Origin of the sequence: Bosea sp. (in: a-proteobacteria), from assembly GCF_023953965.1 — a bacterium.
Taxonomy (GTDB): Bacteria; Pseudomonadota; Alphaproteobacteria; order Rhizobiales; family Beijerinckiaceae; genus Allobosea.
The window spans coordinates 1,366,078-1,382,559 of the sequence record NZ_JAMLIX010000002.1 but is presented as its reverse complement, the minus strand read 5'-3'; the positions used below and the strand labels follow the sequence as shown (position 1 = coordinate 1,382,559).

Here is a 16,482-nt window from a genome sequence, read left to right as displayed (position 1 = left end):
TTTCGGCCGGCGGTTGATCCACGCGATGCGTTCCGCCTGTTTCAATCCCGATGCCCCAGCCGGCTTTCCCGCTTGCCGCCGTCAACCCCTGACGGCAGCCGGACGCATGCCGGGCGGCACCAGTACACCTGTACTAATGGGCTGGCCGCGAACGCGCTGATACCGTCCTCCCATGTCCTCACCACCAGTTGGGCCGTGCGTCCGCCCCGGCGGATGGCCGTCCCCTCGGGCCGGTCGCCACTTCGTTAGCAAGCGCGAATGCGTCGCCATGACATTGACCCATATCAACGCCCGGCGGGGCAACGCTCATGCCCACAAGGCTGCGGCCGGTCCTGTCGTCGATCGCGCCGCGGCCTTTTCGTTCGGCCTCGCATGCGCCGGTAGCACCGGCTGTGCGCGGCCCCTTTATCTGCAACACCATGGAGAATGGACAATCATGAGGAAACGAGATCCAAAGACCGGGGTCGAACGGTCGAGGCTCGCATTGTTGGGCGCGCTTTTCCTGACCGCCCCTTTGGCCGCATGCGGCATAGGCGATCCGGGCTCCTACATGACACCATCGCGCTACGCTGCAACGCCGAGCCAGAAAGCAAAGTGGGCCTATGAGGAGGCCGTGCGCCGATGGCAGCGTTCCGAGGTCAGTCGTCAGGAACTCAATAGAAGCCGGATGGAGCTATGGGAGAAAAAGGGCGGCCGGCGCCCCGTGCTGCTGGAGCCTAAGCCACGGCCGCGACCGGAGGATTACGGCGTTCCTGGCACCAGTGCGCAACCCCGCGAGCTTGGCGGCGAGGGTGGCGGCGGTGGCGGCAGCGGCCACTGACCGCAGGCCGCTATTCCGTTCGATTGTCTTCACCCTGTGAAAACGAGTCGAAAACCGTGAAACACCGCCTGACACGCCGCGCGCTATTGGGGCGCGCGGCGGCCACCACGGCTGCGACGATCGTGGCGGCGCCGGCGGCTGCCGAGCCGGCGCGGGATCGCGCCTTTCGCGATGCCGCGCTCTATGTGCCCGGCTACTATCCGCAGAATGGCTGGGCCAATGGACGGCCGCTGCGGCAGCACCGGCAGTTCTCCCGGCATATCCGCGACTGGGACGGCCCGGCGCGCATGCTGACCCGCATCGGCCCGGACGGCTCCATCCGCCAGACGCTGCTGCCGGTCCATGCGCATGACGTCGACATATCGCCCGACCGCTCCGTCGGCGTGCTCTGCGGCTTCGAGGGCCGGACCCATGTCGCCTTCGATCCGCAGACGCTGGAGCTTGCGGCCGTCGCCGCATCCGTCGGCGACGGCTGGCGCGGCGGCGGCCATGCCGCCTATCTCGGCGAGGACAAGGTCCTGCTCTCGGAACGCGCACCGCGTGCCCCCCTGAACGGTCCACTGGAGCGTCATTTCGGCAAGGTCACGATCCGCGAAGCCGCGACGCTGAAAACCCTGGAGACCTATTCCACCTACGGCGTCGATCCGCACGAGATCCAGTTGATCGAGGGTGGGCGCTATCTGGTCGCTGCCAATTACGGTTCGCTGCCGGACCTGAAGTCGCGCGAGCTGACCGTGCCGCGCCAGGTGATCGACGCCTCGATCACCGTGGTCGACATGCGCGACGGCAGCCTGGTCGACAAATACCGCACGGGCGCGAGCGACATCGAGCTGCGGCACCTGGCGAGCGGCAGGCTCGACCGCATCTTCGCCATACAGGCCCGCCTCGGCGACGACGAGGCCGTGCGCGCGGTCGAGCGGGGCGTCGATGAAGCCTATCCCTTCGATATCACCACCGACCCCGGAGCGAACTACCTTCCCGCCGCGACCCTGCGCTACGACGCCAAGAAGAAGCGCGCGACCAGGATGGGTGGCCGCAACGAGACGGCGCTGATGCGCCACGGCCTGTCGATCATCTATGACGAGCGCAACGACGAGGCGATCGCGACCTATCCCACCGCCCACCGCGTCATGGCCTTCGACGGCGCCAGCGGGGCGGTGACGGCTGTCGTCGATACCAGCCGGATGGGGCTACGTTATCCCTGCGGCATCGCGCTCCTGCCCGACGGCGCCCACTACGCCGTCACCGGATACTGGGAAAACCTCTTTGTATTCGAACGCCGCACCCATCGGCTGGTGCGGGAGCTGTGCCAGTATCCCGTCTTCTTCGGGCACAGCCATATTTCAGTCGGCTGACGCCGTGGCAGCGCCGCGCCGCCGGAGTGAGACAGCGGAGTGATCCTCGCGGATATGCCGTCACCGACCGCCTCAGCATGCGGAGCGAATATCTCTACACCTCGCTCACTTCACCTCCACCATTCCCGGCGAGAACCACGAACCGGATCGCGGTCGGCCCACCGGCCCCGAGTCATAGGTCGCGGCCAGAGTCCTTGCAGATGACCGATGGAGGCGCCCCACTGTCCTTCCAACGCCGATACTCGCCGAATTCAAACTACTTGGATTCGGAGGCGACGGTGATTTGCGCATTGCCGGCTTTGATGGCCTCGGACAAGGCTCGGCCGGGGTGTGAATCTGTCACAAGATGGATGTTCGGTGTCCATGTGGCAATGTCCACGAGTGCGCGCTTGTCGAATTTCAACGCGTCGGCGAGGATCAACGAGCGTCGGGACTGTTCCACCATCGCCGAATACACTTGCGCTCCAGCGATAAAAGAGCCGCTCGCGCCACGCTCGTCGATTCCCGAAACTCCCAATACCGCGACCGGTGCGCTGTATTTCCCAATGGCCGCGAGCGTATCGGGCCCATGCACCAGACCTTCACTGCCGTCGAAGAGCCCAGGCAGCGACATGATCCGCATGCGCGGATTGGACGAAAGCTCCATGGCGACGCTGAAGGACGGCGTCAGGACATAGAGAGGTCTCGAAAGCCTGCGCAGCGCCCTGGCGAAATGCAGCACCGTCGAGCCCCCGCCGATGAACAGCGTGTCGACCCCGTCGAGGAGCGAGAGCGCGGCTTCCGCGATCTCCCAACGCTCGCGGACCTGCAGTTTGAGCCGCTCGGCGAGCCCCGGCTCGAAGACGACGTTGCGAACGGCGCCGCCATAGGTGCGGCTTATCTTTCCAGCCTCGTCCAGCACGGCAAGATCGCGGCGGATTGTCTCGGAGGATACGCCGAACTCATCCGACAGCTCGTTCACCCTGAGAGCGGGGTTCCGGTCCAGAGCGGCCAGGATTTTCTCATGCCGTACCGATTTCTTGCTCATTGCGCGCCATCACGATCGTTCGGTCGAACATACTGAGGCGCCTTGCCCGTGTCGACCTTAAGAAAATTCCGACTTTCAACTTTTTTATGTTGCAAGAAAAAAATTTTTGGCTCACCATTTTATCAATGGAGGGGGCCGTGTTCGATTACGGATCATTTCAATTCGCCTCGAAGGCGGATCTGCTGGAACGGTCGGCGGCCTCATGGAATCCGGGCAAGACCCGTTTCTGGCAGGATGCCGGCACGCCGATGGTCATCGATCGGCGCGAGGGCTACGTCATGCACGACATGTCCGGGAAGCGGCTGATCGACCTTCACCTGAATGGCGGCACGTATAATTTCGGGCACCGCCATCCCGAGCTGGTCGCCGTGCTGAAATCGGCGCTCGATTATTTCGACATGGGCAACCACTGGTTTCCCTCGGTCGCCCGCACCGCTTTCGCGGAAAACCTGGTAGCGACCGCTCCCCACATGAAATACGCGATTTTCGGCGCCGGCGGGGCCGAGGCCGTCGAGATCGCGATCAAGACCGCCCGCTACGCCACGAAGCGCAAGAAGATCGTCTCGATCATCAAGGGCTATCACGGCCATTCCGGCCTCTCGGTCGCCACCGGCGACGAGCGCTTCAGCAAGATCTTCCTCTGCGACCGGCCCGAGGAGTTCATCCAGGTGCCGTTCAACGACGTCGACGCGCTCGAGCGCGTGCTGCGGCAAGGAGACGTCGCGGCTTTCATCATCGAGACGATTCCGGCCACCTACGGCTTTCCGCTGCCTGCGGAAGGTTATCTGGGGGCCTGTCACGACCTGTGCCTGCGCCATGGCGCGAAGTTCATCGCCGACGAGGTCCAGACCGGGCTGATGCGCACCGGCACGATGTGGGGCTGGCAGGGCTACGGCATCGAGCCGGACATCTTCGTCACCGGCAAGGGGCTGGGCGGCGGCATCTATCCTATCAGCGCCTGCCTCACGACGGAGGCGTGCGGAGGCTGGCTGCATGAGGACGGGGCGGCCCATATCAGCACGGCCGGCGGCGCCGAGCTCGGCTGCCTCGTCGGGCATCGCGTCATCGAGATGCTGCAGCGTCCCGAAATTATCGCCAATGTCGGCGTCGTGACCGACTACTTCGCCGGCGCGATGGCCGCGATGATGCAGCGCCACAGCGACATCTTCGTCGGCGTGCGCCAGCGCGGCGTGGTGCTCGGCCTGGAATTCGACCATCCCGAGGGGGCGGCCGCGGTCTCGCGGGCGCTCTATGAGAACGGCGTCTGGGCCATCTTCTCCTCGCTCGACAAGCGCGTCCTGCAGTTCAAGCCGGGCGTGCTTCTCGATACAGACCTTTGCCAGGAGATCATGGATCGGTTCGACGCGGCGATGCCCAGGGCGCGCGAGCTCATGGGCTCCCTGCGGCCCGCAGCGTGAGCGGCAGGTCGATCGCGATGGCTCGCCATGCCCCCGCTTCGATCGGACCCGCCCGAAGATCCTGCTCCCGGTTGCTGGCGCATCGGCCAGCCTTCTTCCCTGGGCCGGCCTCGGCGCCGAAATTCGGCTCATCTGCAAGCACAGGAAGATTCACCGCGGAAACATCGAGAGAACCAGCCGGGCGAAGAGGTCGGAATTCGCGCCGGTGCCGGCAGCGCCGGACCGTTGCCCAGAGGAATGAACGATGAATATCCAGGACCTTTCGCAGATGACGCTGGCCGCGCTACGTGAGGGTTACGCTGCCCGGCGGATCAGCCCGGTCGAGGTCATGGAGCGGACCTTCGCCCAGATCGATGCCGCCAACGGCGCGATCAATGCCCTTTACGACCTACGGCGCGACGAGAGCCTGGCCGCCGCCAAGGACGCGGCCCAGCGCTTCAAGCGCGGAACGCCCGCGGGCGCCCTCGACGGCATCCCCGTCACGATCAAGGATTCCGTCAATGCCGTCGGCATGACCTGGCACCATGGCGCCAGGCTCCACGGCGCCGGCGTGAAGGGCGCGTCCGACGCGCCGCCGACCGCGAAGCTGAAGGCCGCCGGCGCCATCATCATCGCCAAGACGACCATGCCCGATTTCGGCCTGAGCGGCTCGGGCGTCTCGTCCTGCCACGGCATCGCCCGCAATCCCTGGGGGCTGGCCTGGAACACCGGCGGCTCCAGCGCCGGGGCGGGAGCCTCGCTCGCGGCGGGGATCGGCGTGATGTCGGTCGGTTCGGACATCGCCGGCTCGGTGAGGCTGCCGGCGAGCCATTGTGGGCTGGCCGCGCTCAAGCCGACGCAGGGCATGATTCCGCACACGCCCGCCTCCGACGTGCGCTCGGCCGGACCGATGACGCGCCATGCCGCCGATCTGGAAGCCCATCTGCGCATCCTCGGCGGCGTCCATCAGGAAGATCGTTTCTCGGTGCCCGTGGTGGAAGCCTCGGGCGGCTTCGAAGCGGCCCGCGTCGCGGTCTATCGCGATTTCGGCTTCGGCCCGCCGGTCGAGCCGGCGGTGATCGCAGTCCTCGAAGCGGCCGAACGGGCACTCGGCGAACTGGTTGCCGAAGTGTCCTGCAAGGATGCGGCCTTCGACCACGACATCTATCTCGCCATCGACGACCTGCTGAAACTCAGGGGCTGGCGCGAATACGCCCCTGCCTCTGCCGTGCTGCGCCAGGAGATTCCTGCGGGACTCCTGAACTGGTTCAAGGAAGCGGAACATTGGAACGGTGACCGCATCGCCCTTTTCGAGCGCGAGATCGCCCGCGGCGTGCTCCAGACGGCGCAACTGTTCGACGAGGCCGATTTCCTCCTCACCCCGGTGATGCCGGTCGTTAATTTTCCGGCCGAGGAATGCGGTCTCGATCCGGCGATGCCCTTGCGGCACTGCACCTTCACCGCGCCGTTCAACCAGTCCGGCCATCCCGCGGTCAGCCTCTGCGGCGGCTTCGATGCGCGCGGCCTGCCGGTCGGCGTGCAGCTCGTCGGCCGGCGCTTCGACGATGTGCGGCTGTGCCGTCTGGCCACCGCGCTGGAGGCACGGATGCGGGCCGCGGCCGGCGCGATCGACTGGCCGCTCGAGCCGCGCCACTGAACGGGAGACGACCGCCACGCCGGCATGCGCGAGGCAAAAAGCCGGCCCGAGCGCCAATCCGCCGGGCCTTGACACCATGAAACAGAAGAGGGGAGCCAACCGTGAAACTCAGATATCTGGCTGCGACCATTCCGTTCCTGCTCGCCGGCTCCGCCAGCGCGCAGGACATCACCCGTGGCGGCACGCTGACCTATTCCTACAATCCGGAACCGGCCGCGCTGTCGACGATCGCCACCACCTCCGTGCCGGTCGTGATCGCCGCCACCAAGATCTATGAGAGCCTGCTCGAATTCGAAGGGCCGAGCCTCGATCCGAAGCCAGGGCTTGCCGAGAAATGGGAGATCTCGGACGACAAGCTGACCTACACCTTCCACCTGCGGCCCGGCGTCAAATGGCATGACGGCAAGCCCTTCACCAGCCAGGACGTCAAGTTCTCGATCGAGAAGGTGGTCAAGCCGTTCCACTCGCGCGGGCAGACCTATTTCGGCACGCTCCAGGCGATCGATACGCCAGACGACCTGACCGTGATCTTCCGGCTCGGCGCGCCGGTGCCGTTCTTCATGAAGGCGTTCCAGCCGGGCGAGAGCCCGATGATGCCCCGCCACGGCTTCACCGAGGAGGAGATCGCCCAGAACCGGATCCGGCAGGCCGGCATCATGCAAAAGCCGATCGGCACCGGGCCGTTCCGCCTCGCCGAATGGACCAAGGGCAGCCACGTCATCCTGGAGCGCAACGCGGATTACTGGAAACAGGGCAAGCCCTATCTCGACCGCATCGTCATGCGCGCCATCCCCGACGGCGCCGCCCGGGCGATCGCGCTGGAAACCGGCGAGATCGACCTCGTGCCGATGTCGGGCCTGCCGCCGGCGGAGATGAAGCGCCTGGCCGGGCTCGACCACCTCACCGCGACGCTCGCCGGCAGCGAGGCGCTCGGGCCGCTGATGTGGCTCGAGGTCAATGTCCGCGAGAAGCCGCTTGCCGACATGCGCGTGCGCCAGGCGATCAGCTTCGCCATCGACCGCCAGCGCCTGGTCAACGTGATCTGGTACGGCAACGGCAAGCCGGCGCGCGGCCCGCTCGTCAGCTCCAACCCGCGCTTCTTCAACACGGCGCTCGAGCCGCTGCGCTACGATCCGAAGGAGGCGGAAAAGCTGCTCGACGAGGCCGGCTTCAAGCGCGGCAAGGACGGGGTGCGCTTCGAGCTGACCCAGAACGCCCTGCCCTATGGCGAGGAGTGGGTGCGCCAGGCGGAATACATCCGCCAGGAGCTCGGCAAGATCGGCATCAAGGTCAACAACGAAGCGCTCGACATGGGCGGCTGGCTGAAGAAGATCTACACCGACTGGAATTTCCACTTCACCAGCAACTTCATCCACAACCATTCGGACCCGTCGATCGGCCTGCCGCGCAGCTTCACCACCTCCGGCATCCGCAAGGGCGCCTCCTTCACCAACTCGATGGGTTACTCGAACCCGCGCATCGACGAGCTGTTCGTGCAGGCCGCCAAGCTTCCGGACGGCGCAGAGCGTAAGAAGATCTGGGACGAAGTGCAGGTCATTCTGCAGAAGGAGCTGCCGGTCATCTTCCTGATAGAGATGGGCTACAACAACGTCTTCAACAAGCGCGTGAACGGCCTGATCACCAACGGCATCTCGCTCTATTCCAACTGGGATTCCGTCTGGATCAAGAAATAGCCCCGCCTTGAGCGGCGCAAGCCTCGGCCTGCGATCGCGACTTGTCAGAAGGGAACAGCCATGAATCAGGGCGGCCTGTCTTCATTCCTGCGGAAGCTCCTTCATCTCGTTCCCGTCGTCATCGCGATCGCGAGCCTGAACTTCGTCCTGCTCAAGCTCGCCCCCGGCGATGCCGCCGACATCCTCGGCGGCATGACGGGAAGCGCGACGGTGGAGTATCTCGAGCAGCTGCGCCGGGAACTCGGGCTCGATCAGCCGGTCTGGCTGCAATACGTCCACTACATGAAGAGGATGCTGACGCTCGATCTCGGCATGTCGGCGATCCAGGGCGTTCCCGTGATCGACCTCATCCTGCAGCGCCTGCCGGCGACCCTCATCCTGATGCTCGCCGCACTGGTCATCGCCGTGTTCTGCGGCGTGCTGGCCGGCGTCACGGCGGCCCGGTTCAAGGGGAGCTGGATCGACAACCTGACCTCCGTCCTCGCCCTCGTCATCTATGCCACGCCGCAATTCTGGCTCGGCCTGATGCTGATCGTGCTGTTCTCGATCACCCTGGGGCTTCTACCATCCGGGGGGATGATGCGCATCGGCGTCACGCAGACGCCGCTCAGCGCGGCGCTCGACATCGCTCATCACCTGATCCTGCCGGCCGTCACGCTCGGCCTGTTCTACATGGCCGTCTACGCCCGGCTGATGCGCGCCTCGATGCTCGAGGTGCTCTCGCTCGACTATATCTCGACCGCCCGCGCCAAGGGGTTGAGCGAGTCGAAGGTCACCTGGCGCCATGCCTTCCGCAACGCGCTGCTGCCGGTGGTGACCCTGATCGGCATCCAGGTCGGCCATCTCCTCGGCGGTTCGATCCTGGTCGAGACGGTCTTCGGCTGGCCCGGCCTCGGCCGGCTGATCTTCGACGCGCTGCTGCAACGGGACACCGATCTCCTCCTGGGGATTCTCTTCATCTCCTCGGTGAGCGTCGTTCTGGTCAGCCTGATCGTCGACCTTATCTACGGCCTGCTCGATCCCCGGAGTGCTGTGGCATGAGCGGCTTTCGCCTCTTCCTCAAGCGGTTCGGTCAGAACCGCACCGCCGTCGCGGGCCTGATCGTACTCGTGCTGGTGATCGCCATGGCGGTCTTCGGACCGCTGCTCTATCCGCTCGACCCGTTCGAGATGGTCGATCGCCCGTCCTTGCCGCCGCTCGACGGCTATCTGCTCGGCACGGACGTCTCCGGGCGCGACATCCTCGCCGGCGTGCTGCATGGCGCCCGCGTCTCCCTGCTGATCGGAATCCTCGCCAGCGCCTGCGCCACCCTGATCGGGATCGCGATCGGAGCCGTCGCCGGCTACTATGGCGGCACGATCGATACCATCCTGATGCGTGCGACGGATTTCTTCCTGACGATCCCGTCCTTCGTCTTCACGGTCGTGGTGGTCGCGATCTTCTCGCCCACCGTCACCAATGTGATCCTCGCGATCGCGCTCGTCTCCTGGCCTTCGGTCGCCAGGCTCGCCCGGGCGGAATTCCTGTCGCACCGCACGCGCGACTACGTCCAGGCTTGCAAGCTCATCGGCATGGGCGACGGGCGGATCATCATCCGCCAGATCCTGCCGAACGCGCTGCCGCCGATCATCGTGGTGGCGTCGCTCATGGTCGCGACGGCGATCCTGACCGAGGCGGGACTGTCCTTTCTCGGGCTCAGCGACCCCAATGTGATGTCGTGGGGCTATATGATCGGCGTCGCGCGGACTGTCCTGCGGACGGCCTGGTGGATGGCGGCGATTCCCGGTGTCCTCATCCTCGTCACCGTGCTGGCGATCAGCCTGGTCGGAGAGGCGTTGAACGATGCCCTCAATCCGAGGCTCCACCAGCGATAATCCGCGGGCATCGGGTGTTCGGCACCGGCTCATCGAAGGAGTTCCGCGTCATGAGGGCGCAGCCCCGCACCCCTGAAGGAATCCGTGTCAGAGGCGGCCGGGTCGCGCGGCTGGTCGAGGATTTCGCCGGCTTCGGCGCCCTTACCAGCGGAGGCGTATCGCGGCCCTGCGCTTCCCGGGCCGATGGGCTCGCCCGCGACAGGCTGAGCGACATGCTGCGGGAAGCGGGTGCGGAGGTTCTGATCGACGGCGTCGGCAACCAGTTCGGGCTGTTCGGCCTCGCGGCGCGGAACGGGCAGCCTGCCGTGATGATGGGCTCGCATCTGGACAGCCAACCGCGCGGCGGCCGGATCGACGGAACCTTGGGCGTGATGGCGGCCGTCGAGGTCGCGGAGCTGCTCATGGAGGCGAAACGAGGCGGGCAAGGATTCGAGCGGGACTTCTGCATCGTCAACTGGACCAACGAGGAGGGCGCGCGCTTTCGTCCGAGCCTGATGGGCAGCGGGGTGTTCGCCGGGCATCGGACGCAGGCGGAGGTTCTTGCCGCATGCGATGATCAAGGCGTTTCGCTGGCCGATGCGCTTTCCGGGATTGGATATCGGGGGACGGATACGCCGCCGCCGATCCCCGTCTTCTATCTGGAGCTGCATGCGGAGCAGGCCGTAAGGCTTGAGCGCCACGGTTTCCAGATCGGCCTGGTGACCCGCAACTGGGGAGCCGTCAAGCTCGATCTCGTCTTCGAAGGCGAGCAGGCCCATACCGGGCCGACACCGATGAGCGACAGGCGAGATGCCCTGCTGGCCGCATCGCGTGCCATCGTCGCCTTGCGGGCACTCGCGGATTCCGAGCCCGAGGGTCTTCACAGCTCTGTCGGGCGCCTTCTGGTTTCGCCGAATTCGTCCAATGTCGTGCCGGACCGCGTCGTGATGACGGCCGAGGTCCGGGCCGCGGATGACGGCATTCTCGGCGCTGCCGAGGAGGCCATGCTTCGGCTTATCCGCGATGCCGCGGCGTCGGCGAATGTGGAGGTCGGCCTTTCGTCACGATCGTCCCGCCTCGGCCAATCCCTGCCGGCAGGGCCGGTCGATTTCCTCGAAGATTGCGCTCATGCGATTGGTCTTCCCGTCATGCGTCTGGATACCGTCGCCGGGCACGACGCGCTGAGCTTCATCGGCTGCTGCCCGACGGCGCTCGTCTTCGTGCCGAGCGTGAACGGCCTCGCCCATAACGAGGCCGAGCGGACGAGGCCGGAAGACATGGATGCCGGGACGGCCCTGATGCTCGAGGCGGCCTTCCGGCTGTGTCGCGGGGGCGATGCCGCAGCCGCCCCCGACATAACGGCTTCAGGCGGCTGCGAACATCGTGCCGGCGATGCTCTTGCCCCCCTTCGATCTCGACCTTGATCCGGGACCCGCAAGCGGATGCAGGCGCGCCAGATCGCCCTCCAGCCGCGATGGACCATGCTTGAAGGCATTGCATTATGACGGCGACAGACGAATTGCTTGCGAAGACCAGGGATTATCTTTCCTTCGCCGCGGAGATGGCCGATGCGGTGAGGCCGTTGGCGCGGTCCTATTTTCGAACCACGCTCGACATCGATACGAAGCTCGACGAGAGCCCGGTCACCGTGGCGGATCGGACGATCGAGCGGACCTTGCGTGAGCTGATCGACGCACGATTTCCGCATCACGGAATCATCGGTGAGGAGGCCGGACGGAAAGACGGCGGCGATCTGACCTGGGTGATCGACCCGATCGATGGCACCAAGAGCTTCATCACGGGTTTTCCGCTGTTCGGGACCCTGATAGCGCTGGCTTTTCTCGGCGAGCCGCTTTGCGGATTGATCGATATTCCGGCGATCGATGAAAGATGGGCGGCGCTGCCGGGTGCGACACTGTTCAATGGCGAAAGCGCGTCGACCAGCAGCTGCCGGACGATGCGCGAGGCGCGCTTCTACACGACGTCGCCGGATATCTTTACCGGCCGGGAGGCGGAACAATTTGAGCGGCTGTCGCGGGAGACGAAGTTCAGACGCTTCGGTGGGGATTGCTACATGTATGGCCTCCTGGCCTCGGGACATGTCGACCTAATCCTGGAACGCGGGCTCTTGCCGTATGACTACATGGCCCTGGTACCGGTTGTGACCGGCGCGGGAGGTGTCATTACCGACTGGGATGGCAAGCCGCTGACGCTCCAATCGACCGGACGGGTCCTGGCTGCCGCGACCCCGGAACTCCACAGCCGGGCGTTGGAAATCCTCGATCATTAGACCCGGAACTCCATCATTCCATTTGAACCGCCCGCGGTGTCCTGGAGGATGGCGCGCCCTTTTGTGAAGATCGTGCAGACGGATGACCGAGATGACGCAGAGCCACACGCCTGGAAGCTACACGCTCGATGCCTTGAGAGATGACGTGGCCGCCGGCCGCATCGACACCGTGCTGGCCTGCCTCACCGACATGCAGGGGCGCCTGATGGGCAAGCGCTTCCACGCCGCCTTCTTCCTCGAAAGCGGGCATGCGGAGACGCATGCCTGCAACTATCTTCTGGCGACGGACATCGAGATGGAAACCGTTGCCGGCTATGCGGCGACGAGCTGGGCGGCCGGCTATGGCGACTACACGATGAGGCCGGACCTCTCGACGCTGTGCCGGGTGCCCTGGCTGGAAGGGACGGCGCTCGTGCTCTGCGACGTGCTCGACCATCACGGCCATGAGGTCGCGCATTCGCCGCGCGCGGTGCTGAAGCGGCAGGTGAAGCGGCTCGAGGCGATGGGGCTCAAGGCCTGTATGGCGACCGAGCTGGAGTTCTTCCTGTTCGACCAGAGCTATGCCGACGCGTCCGCCTGCGGCTATCGCGACCTGAAGACCGCCAGCTCCTACAACGAGGACTACCACATCTTCCAGACGACCAAGGAAGAGGCGGTGATGCGGGCGATCCGCAACGGCTTGCAGGGCGCCGGCATCCCGGTCGAGAACTCCAAGGGCGAGGCTTCGGCCGGGCAGGAGGAGATCAATGTGCGCTATGCCGAGGCGCTGACGATGGCGGACCGGCACGCGATCATCAAGAACGCCTGCAAGGAGATCGCCTGGGCGCAGGGCAAGTCGATCACCTTCCTCGCCAAGTGGAGCAACGGGCATGCCGGCTCCTCCTCGCATATCCACCAGTCGCTGTGGAGCGCCGACGGCAGGCAGCCGCGCTTTTTCGACCCGCAGGCCGAGCACGGCATGTCGCCGCTGATGCGCAGCTACGTCGCGGGGCTTTTGGCGCATGCTTCCGAGATCACCTTGTTCCTCGCGCCCTACATCAACTCCTACAAGCGCTTCGTCGCCGGCACCTTCGCGCCGACCAAGGCGGTCTGGAGCGCCGACAACCGCACCGCCGGCTACCGGCTCTGCGGCGCCGGCAGCAAGGCCATCCGCATCGAATGCCGGGTCGGCGGCTCGGACCTCAACCCCTATCTCGCCATGGCGGCGCTGATCGCCGCCGGCCTCGACGGCATCGAGAAGAAGATGGCGCTGGAGGAGGCCTTCGTCGGCGACGCCTATGGCGGCCGGGACGTCCGCGAGATCCCGAAGACGCTGCGCGACGCGACCGCCGCGCTCGACGGCTCGGCGATGCTGCGGGCGGCGTTCGGCGACGCGGTGATCGACCATTATGTCCGCACCGCCGCATGGGAGCAGGAGGAATACGACCGCCGGATCACCGATTGGGAAGTGAGGCGCGGCTTCGAGCGCGCCTGATCCCCCTCTTCAACCAGACGGACGATGACGATGACGATGATCCGATGCGTGTCGCCGGTGGACGGCGCGGTCTATGCCGAGCGGCCGGGTTTGAGCCTCGACGCGGCGAAGGCGGTGGTCGCCCGCGCGCGAAAAGCCCGGACGGCCTGGGCGCGGCGCCCGCTCGACGAGCGGATCGCGCTGGTTTTGAAGGGCGTCGCGCGGCTCAACGAGATGGGCGATGAGGTCGTCGCCGAGCTCGCCTGGCAGATGGGCCGGCCGGTGAAGTATGGCGGCGAGTTCAGGGGCTTCAACGAGCGCTCGAACTACATGGCCTCGATCGCGGCTGCGGCGCTGGCGCCGCTCGTCATCGAGGACAGCGCCGCCTTCGAGCGGCGGATCGCGCGCGAGCCGCATGGCGTCGTCTTCGTCATCGCGCCGTGGAACTACCCTTATATGACCGCGATCAATGCGGTCGCGCCGGCGCTGATCGCCGGCAACGCGGTCGTGCTCAAGCAGGCCAGCCAGACGCTGCTGACGGGCGAGCGGCTGGCGCGGGCCTTCCACGAGGCGGGCGTGCCGGAGGAGGTGTTCGCCAACGTCTTCCTCGACCATGAGACGGCCTCGCGCCTGATCGCCGAGAAGCAGTTCGACTTCGTCAACTTCACCGGCTCGGTCGAAGCCGGGCGGGCGATCGAGCGCGCCGCGGCCGGCACCTTCACCGGGATCGGGCTCGAGCTCGGCGGCAAGGACCCGGGCTATGTCATGGAGGATGCCGATCTCGACAAGGCGGTCGATACGCTGATGGACGGCGCGACCTTCAACTCGGGGCAGTGCTGCTGCGGCATCGAGCGCATCTATGTGCATGAGAGCCTCTACGACGCCTTCGTCGAGAAAGCGGTCGCCTGGGTCTCGAACTACCGCCTCGGCAACCCGCTCGATCCGCAGACCTCGCTCGGGCCGATGGCGCATAAGCGCTTCGCGCAGGTGGTGCGCGAGCAGATCGCCGAGGCGGTCGCGAAGGGGGCGCGGGCGCTGGTCGATCCGAAGCTCTTCCCGCAGGACGATGGCGGCGCCTATCTCGCGCCGCAGATCCTGGTCGATGTCGACCATGCGATGAGCTTCATGCGCGAGGAGACCTTCGGCCCCGCCGTCGGCATCATGAAGGTGCGCAGCGATGCCGAGGCGCTGGCGCTGATGAACGATTCCAGATACGGCCTCACCGTCTCGCTGTGGACCGGCGATGCCGGGCGCGCCGCCCGGCTGGGCGAGGCGCTCGAAACCGGCACCGTCTTCATGAACCGTGCCGATTATCTCGACCCGGCCCTGTGCTGGACCGGCGTCAAGGAGACCGGGCGCGGCGGCTCGCTCTCCGTCATCGGCTTCCACACCCTCACCCGTCCGAAATCCTACCATCTCAGGAAGGCAGGCTGATGCCGATCACCGCGAATTGGAGCTATCCGACCGCCGTCAAGCTGGGCGCCGGGCGGATCGCCGAACTGGCCGATCACTGCAGGGCGCTCGGCATGAAGCGGCCGCTGCTCGTCACCGACCGGGGGCTGGCGGGGATGGCGATCACCGCCAAGGCGCTCGACATCCTCGAAGCCGGCGGGCTCGGCCGGGCGATCTTCGCCGATGTCGATCCCAACCCGAACGAGCGCAATCTCGATGCCGGTGTGCGGGCCTTCAAGGCGGGCGGGCATGACGGCGTCGTCGCCTTCGGCGGTGGCTCGGGGCTCGACCTCGGCAAATGCGTCGCCTTCATGGCCGGGCAGACCCGGCCGGTCTGGGATTTCGAGGATGTCGGCGACTGGTGGACGCGCGCCGCGCTCGAGGGCATCGCGCCGATCGTCGCCGTGCCGACCACGGCGGGAACCGGCTCCGAGGTCGGGCGCGCCTCGGTCATCACCAACTCGCGGACGCAGACCAAGAAGATCATCTTCCACCCGAAGTTCCTGCCGGGGGTGACGATCTGCGATCCCGAGCTCACCGTCGGCATGCCGAAGGCGATTACCGCCGGCACCGGCATGGACGCCTTCGCGCATTGCCTGGAAGCCTATTCCTCGCCCTTCTTCCATCCGATGAGCCAGGGCATCGCGCTTGAAGGCATGCGGCTGGTCAAGAGCTATCTGCCGCGCGCCTATGCCGATGGCGGGGACATCGAGGCGCGCACGCAGATGATGGCCGCGGCCGCGATGGGGGCGGTGGCCTTCCAGAAGGGGCTGGGTGCGATCCACTCGCTCTCCCATCCGGTCGGGGCGGTCTACCACACCCATCACGGCACCACGAACGCGGTCGTCATGCCGCCGGTGCTGCGCTTCAACCGCCCGGCGATCGAGGAGAAGATCGCGGCGGCGGCGGCCTATCTCGGCATTGCCGGCGGCTTCGACGGCTTCTACGATTTCGTGCTGGGCCTGCGCGAAGAGCTCGGCATCCCCGACAAGCTCGCGGCGCTCGGCGTCGGCACCGACCGGATCGACGAGCTCGCCGAGGCGGCCGTCGCCGACCCCTCCACCGCCGGGAACCCGGTCGAGCTGACGGTCGAGGCGGCGCGCAAGCTGCTGATCGAGTCGATCTGAAGCCACGGCAGGAAGCGGATCGTTGTGGGCGCGGCAATCAACTGAAGTTGGGCCGCGCGGTAACGAGCGCGCCAACGGCATCGGCCGTGGCTGTGAGATCGCCTGCAATGTTGGCTCTGACTCAGTTTCGCTGCAGGTTGGGGCTGTTCTGACGCTGGTTTCCAGAAGGAATCAGCATGATGAAGCAGCGGTTTCGGCCAGCCAGCCTGGTTCCCTCAGGATTGATGGTCGACGGGATCGCGATCGAAGGCGATCGTGTTGTGCACTGTCCTCCATCCTCTGTTCAGATGATATACTGCTACGGAACGTGGACCTAAACTTCGCCGCCGATGCTGTTTCAAGCGACCCGGGGAGCCC

At 66.0% G+C, this 16,482-nt stretch carries 13 protein-coding genes; 12 read left to right on the top strand and 1 reads right to left on the bottom strand.

The window, feature by feature from the left end; genetic code table 11:
* The first annotated feature begins 268 nt into the window (after nucleotides 1-268).
* Nucleotides 269-820 (top strand): hypothetical protein, encoded by a 552-nt coding sequence (locus M9917_RS21665; RefSeq protein WP_297257080.1) that lies wholly within the window; start codon nucleotides 269-271, stop codon nucleotides 818-820.
* A 56-nt stretch (nucleotides 821-876) separates the two neighbouring features.
* On the top strand, nucleotides 877-2,175 hold the full coding sequence (locus M9917_RS21660; RefSeq protein ID WP_297257079.1) for a DUF1513 domain-containing protein: 1,299 nt from the start codon (nucleotides 877-879) through the stop codon (nucleotides 2,173-2,175).
* 256 nt (nucleotides 2,176-2,431) lie between these two features.
* Here the strand turns inward: M9917_RS21660 and M9917_RS21655 are convergent, their stop codons facing one another.
* A complete protein-coding gene (locus M9917_RS21655; protein WP_297257078.1) occupies nucleotides 2,432-3,202 on the bottom strand; it encodes a DeoR/GlpR family DNA-binding transcription regulator in 771 nt (256 codons plus the stop codon).
* A gap of 137 nt (nucleotides 3,203-3,339) precedes the next feature.
* On the opposite strand from M9917_RS21655, the gene M9917_RS21650 reads away from it, so the two are divergent.
* The 10 genes from M9917_RS21650 to M9917_RS21605 all read left to right on the top strand — a co-directional run bounded on the left by M9917_RS21650 (nucleotide 3,340) and on the right by M9917_RS21605 (nucleotide 16,125).
* Nucleotides 3,340-4,620 carry a class-III pyridoxal-phosphate-dependent aminotransferase gene (locus tag M9917_RS21650; protein ID WP_297257077.1) on the top strand — a complete coding sequence of 427 codons (1,281 nt, stop codon included), beginning with the start codon at nucleotides 3,340-3,342 and terminating at the stop codon, nucleotides 4,618-4,620.
* 244 nt (nucleotides 4,621-4,864) lie between these two features.
* On the top strand, nucleotides 4,865-6,256 hold the full coding sequence (locus M9917_RS21645) for an amidase family protein (RefSeq protein WP_297257076.1): 1,392 nt from the start codon (nucleotides 4,865-4,867) through the stop codon (nucleotides 6,254-6,256).
* A gap of 101 nt (nucleotides 6,257-6,357) precedes the next feature.
* The gene (locus M9917_RS21640) at nucleotides 6,358-7,950 is read left to right on the top strand and encodes an ABC transporter substrate-binding protein (protein WP_297257075.1); all 1,593 of its coding nucleotides are present in this window, start codon (nucleotides 6,358-6,360) and stop codon (nucleotides 7,948-7,950) included.
* A gap of 60 nt (nucleotides 7,951-8,010) precedes the next feature.
* On the top strand, nucleotides 8,011-8,991 hold the full coding sequence (locus tag M9917_RS21635; RefSeq protein WP_297257074.1) for an ABC transporter permease: 981 nt from the start codon (nucleotides 8,011-8,013) through the stop codon (nucleotides 8,989-8,991).
* Nucleotides 8,988-9,824, top strand: a complete 837-nt coding sequence (locus M9917_RS21630; protein ID WP_297257073.1) for an ABC transporter permease — start codon at nucleotides 8,988-8,990, stop codon at nucleotides 9,822-9,824. Before M9917_RS21635 ends, M9917_RS21630 begins: the two co-directional genes overlap by 4 nt.
* A gap of 50 nt (nucleotides 9,825-9,874) precedes the next feature.
* Nucleotides 9,875-11,227 (top strand): Zn-dependent hydrolase, encoded by a 1,353-nt coding sequence (locus M9917_RS21625; RefSeq protein ID WP_297257072.1) that lies wholly within the window; start codon nucleotides 9,875-9,877, stop codon nucleotides 11,225-11,227.
* Between the two features lie 77 nt (nucleotides 11,228-11,304).
* Nucleotides 11,305-12,093, top strand: coding sequence for a histidinol-phosphatase (gene hisN / locus M9917_RS21620; RefSeq protein ID WP_297257071.1), 789 nt, complete (start codon nucleotides 11,305-11,307; stop codon nucleotides 12,091-12,093).
* 91 nt (nucleotides 12,094-12,184) lie between these two features.
* Nucleotides 12,185-13,567, top strand: coding sequence for a glutamine synthetase family protein (locus tag M9917_RS21615; RefSeq protein WP_297257070.1), 1,383 nt, complete (start codon nucleotides 12,185-12,187; stop codon nucleotides 13,565-13,567).
* Nucleotides 13,568-13,597: 30 nt separating this feature from the next.
* On the top strand, nucleotides 13,598-14,980 hold the full coding sequence (locus M9917_RS21610; protein WP_297257069.1) for an aldehyde dehydrogenase family protein: 1,383 nt from the start codon (nucleotides 13,598-13,600) through the stop codon (nucleotides 14,978-14,980).
* Complete coding sequence (locus tag M9917_RS21605) at nucleotides 14,980-16,125, top strand: iron-containing alcohol dehydrogenase (protein ID WP_297257068.1); 1,146 nt, start codon at nucleotides 14,980-14,982, stop codon at nucleotides 16,123-16,125. The genes M9917_RS21610 and M9917_RS21605 overlap by 1 nt, the downstream gene beginning before the upstream one ends.
* Nucleotides 16,126-16,482 lie beyond the last annotated feature (357 nt).

What these genes read in the sequence shown, in the direction of transcription:
- M9917_RS21665 (WP_297257080.1), top strand. Translation starts at nt 269, where the DNA reads ATGACATTGACCCATATCAACGCCCGGCGGGGCAACGCTCATGCCCAC.
- M9917_RS21655 (WP_297257078.1), bottom strand. Translation starts at nt 3,202, where the DNA reads ATGAGCAAGAAATCGGTACGGCATGAGAAAATCCTGGCCGCTCTGGAC.
- M9917_RS21645 (WP_297257076.1), top strand. Translation starts at nt 4,865, where the DNA reads ATGAATATCCAGGACCTTTCGCAGATGACGCTGGCCGCGCTACGTGAG.
- M9917_RS21635 (WP_297257074.1), top strand. Translation starts at nt 8,011, where the DNA reads ATGAATCAGGGCGGCCTGTCTTCATTCCTGCGGAAGCTCCTTCATCTC.
- M9917_RS21630 (WP_297257073.1), top strand. Translation starts at nt 8,988, where the DNA reads ATGAGCGGCTTTCGCCTCTTCCTCAAGCGGTTCGGTCAGAACCGCACC.
- M9917_RS21625 (WP_297257072.1), top strand. Translation starts at nt 9,875, where the DNA reads ATGAGGGCGCAGCCCCGCACCCCTGAAGGAATCCGTGTCAGAGGCGGC.
- hisN (WP_297257071.1), top strand. Translation starts at nt 11,305, where the DNA reads ATGACGGCGACAGACGAATTGCTTGCGAAGACCAGGGATTATCTTTCC.
- M9917_RS21615 (WP_297257070.1), top strand. Translation starts at nt 12,185, where the DNA reads ATGACGCAGAGCCACACGCCTGGAAGCTACACGCTCGATGCCTTGAGA.
- M9917_RS21610 (WP_297257069.1), top strand. Translation starts at nt 13,598, where the DNA reads ATGACGATGATCCGATGCGTGTCGCCGGTGGACGGCGCGGTCTATGCC.
- M9917_RS21605 (WP_297257068.1), top strand. Translation starts at nt 14,980, where the DNA reads ATGCCGATCACCGCGAATTGGAGCTATCCGACCGCCGTCAAGCTGGGC.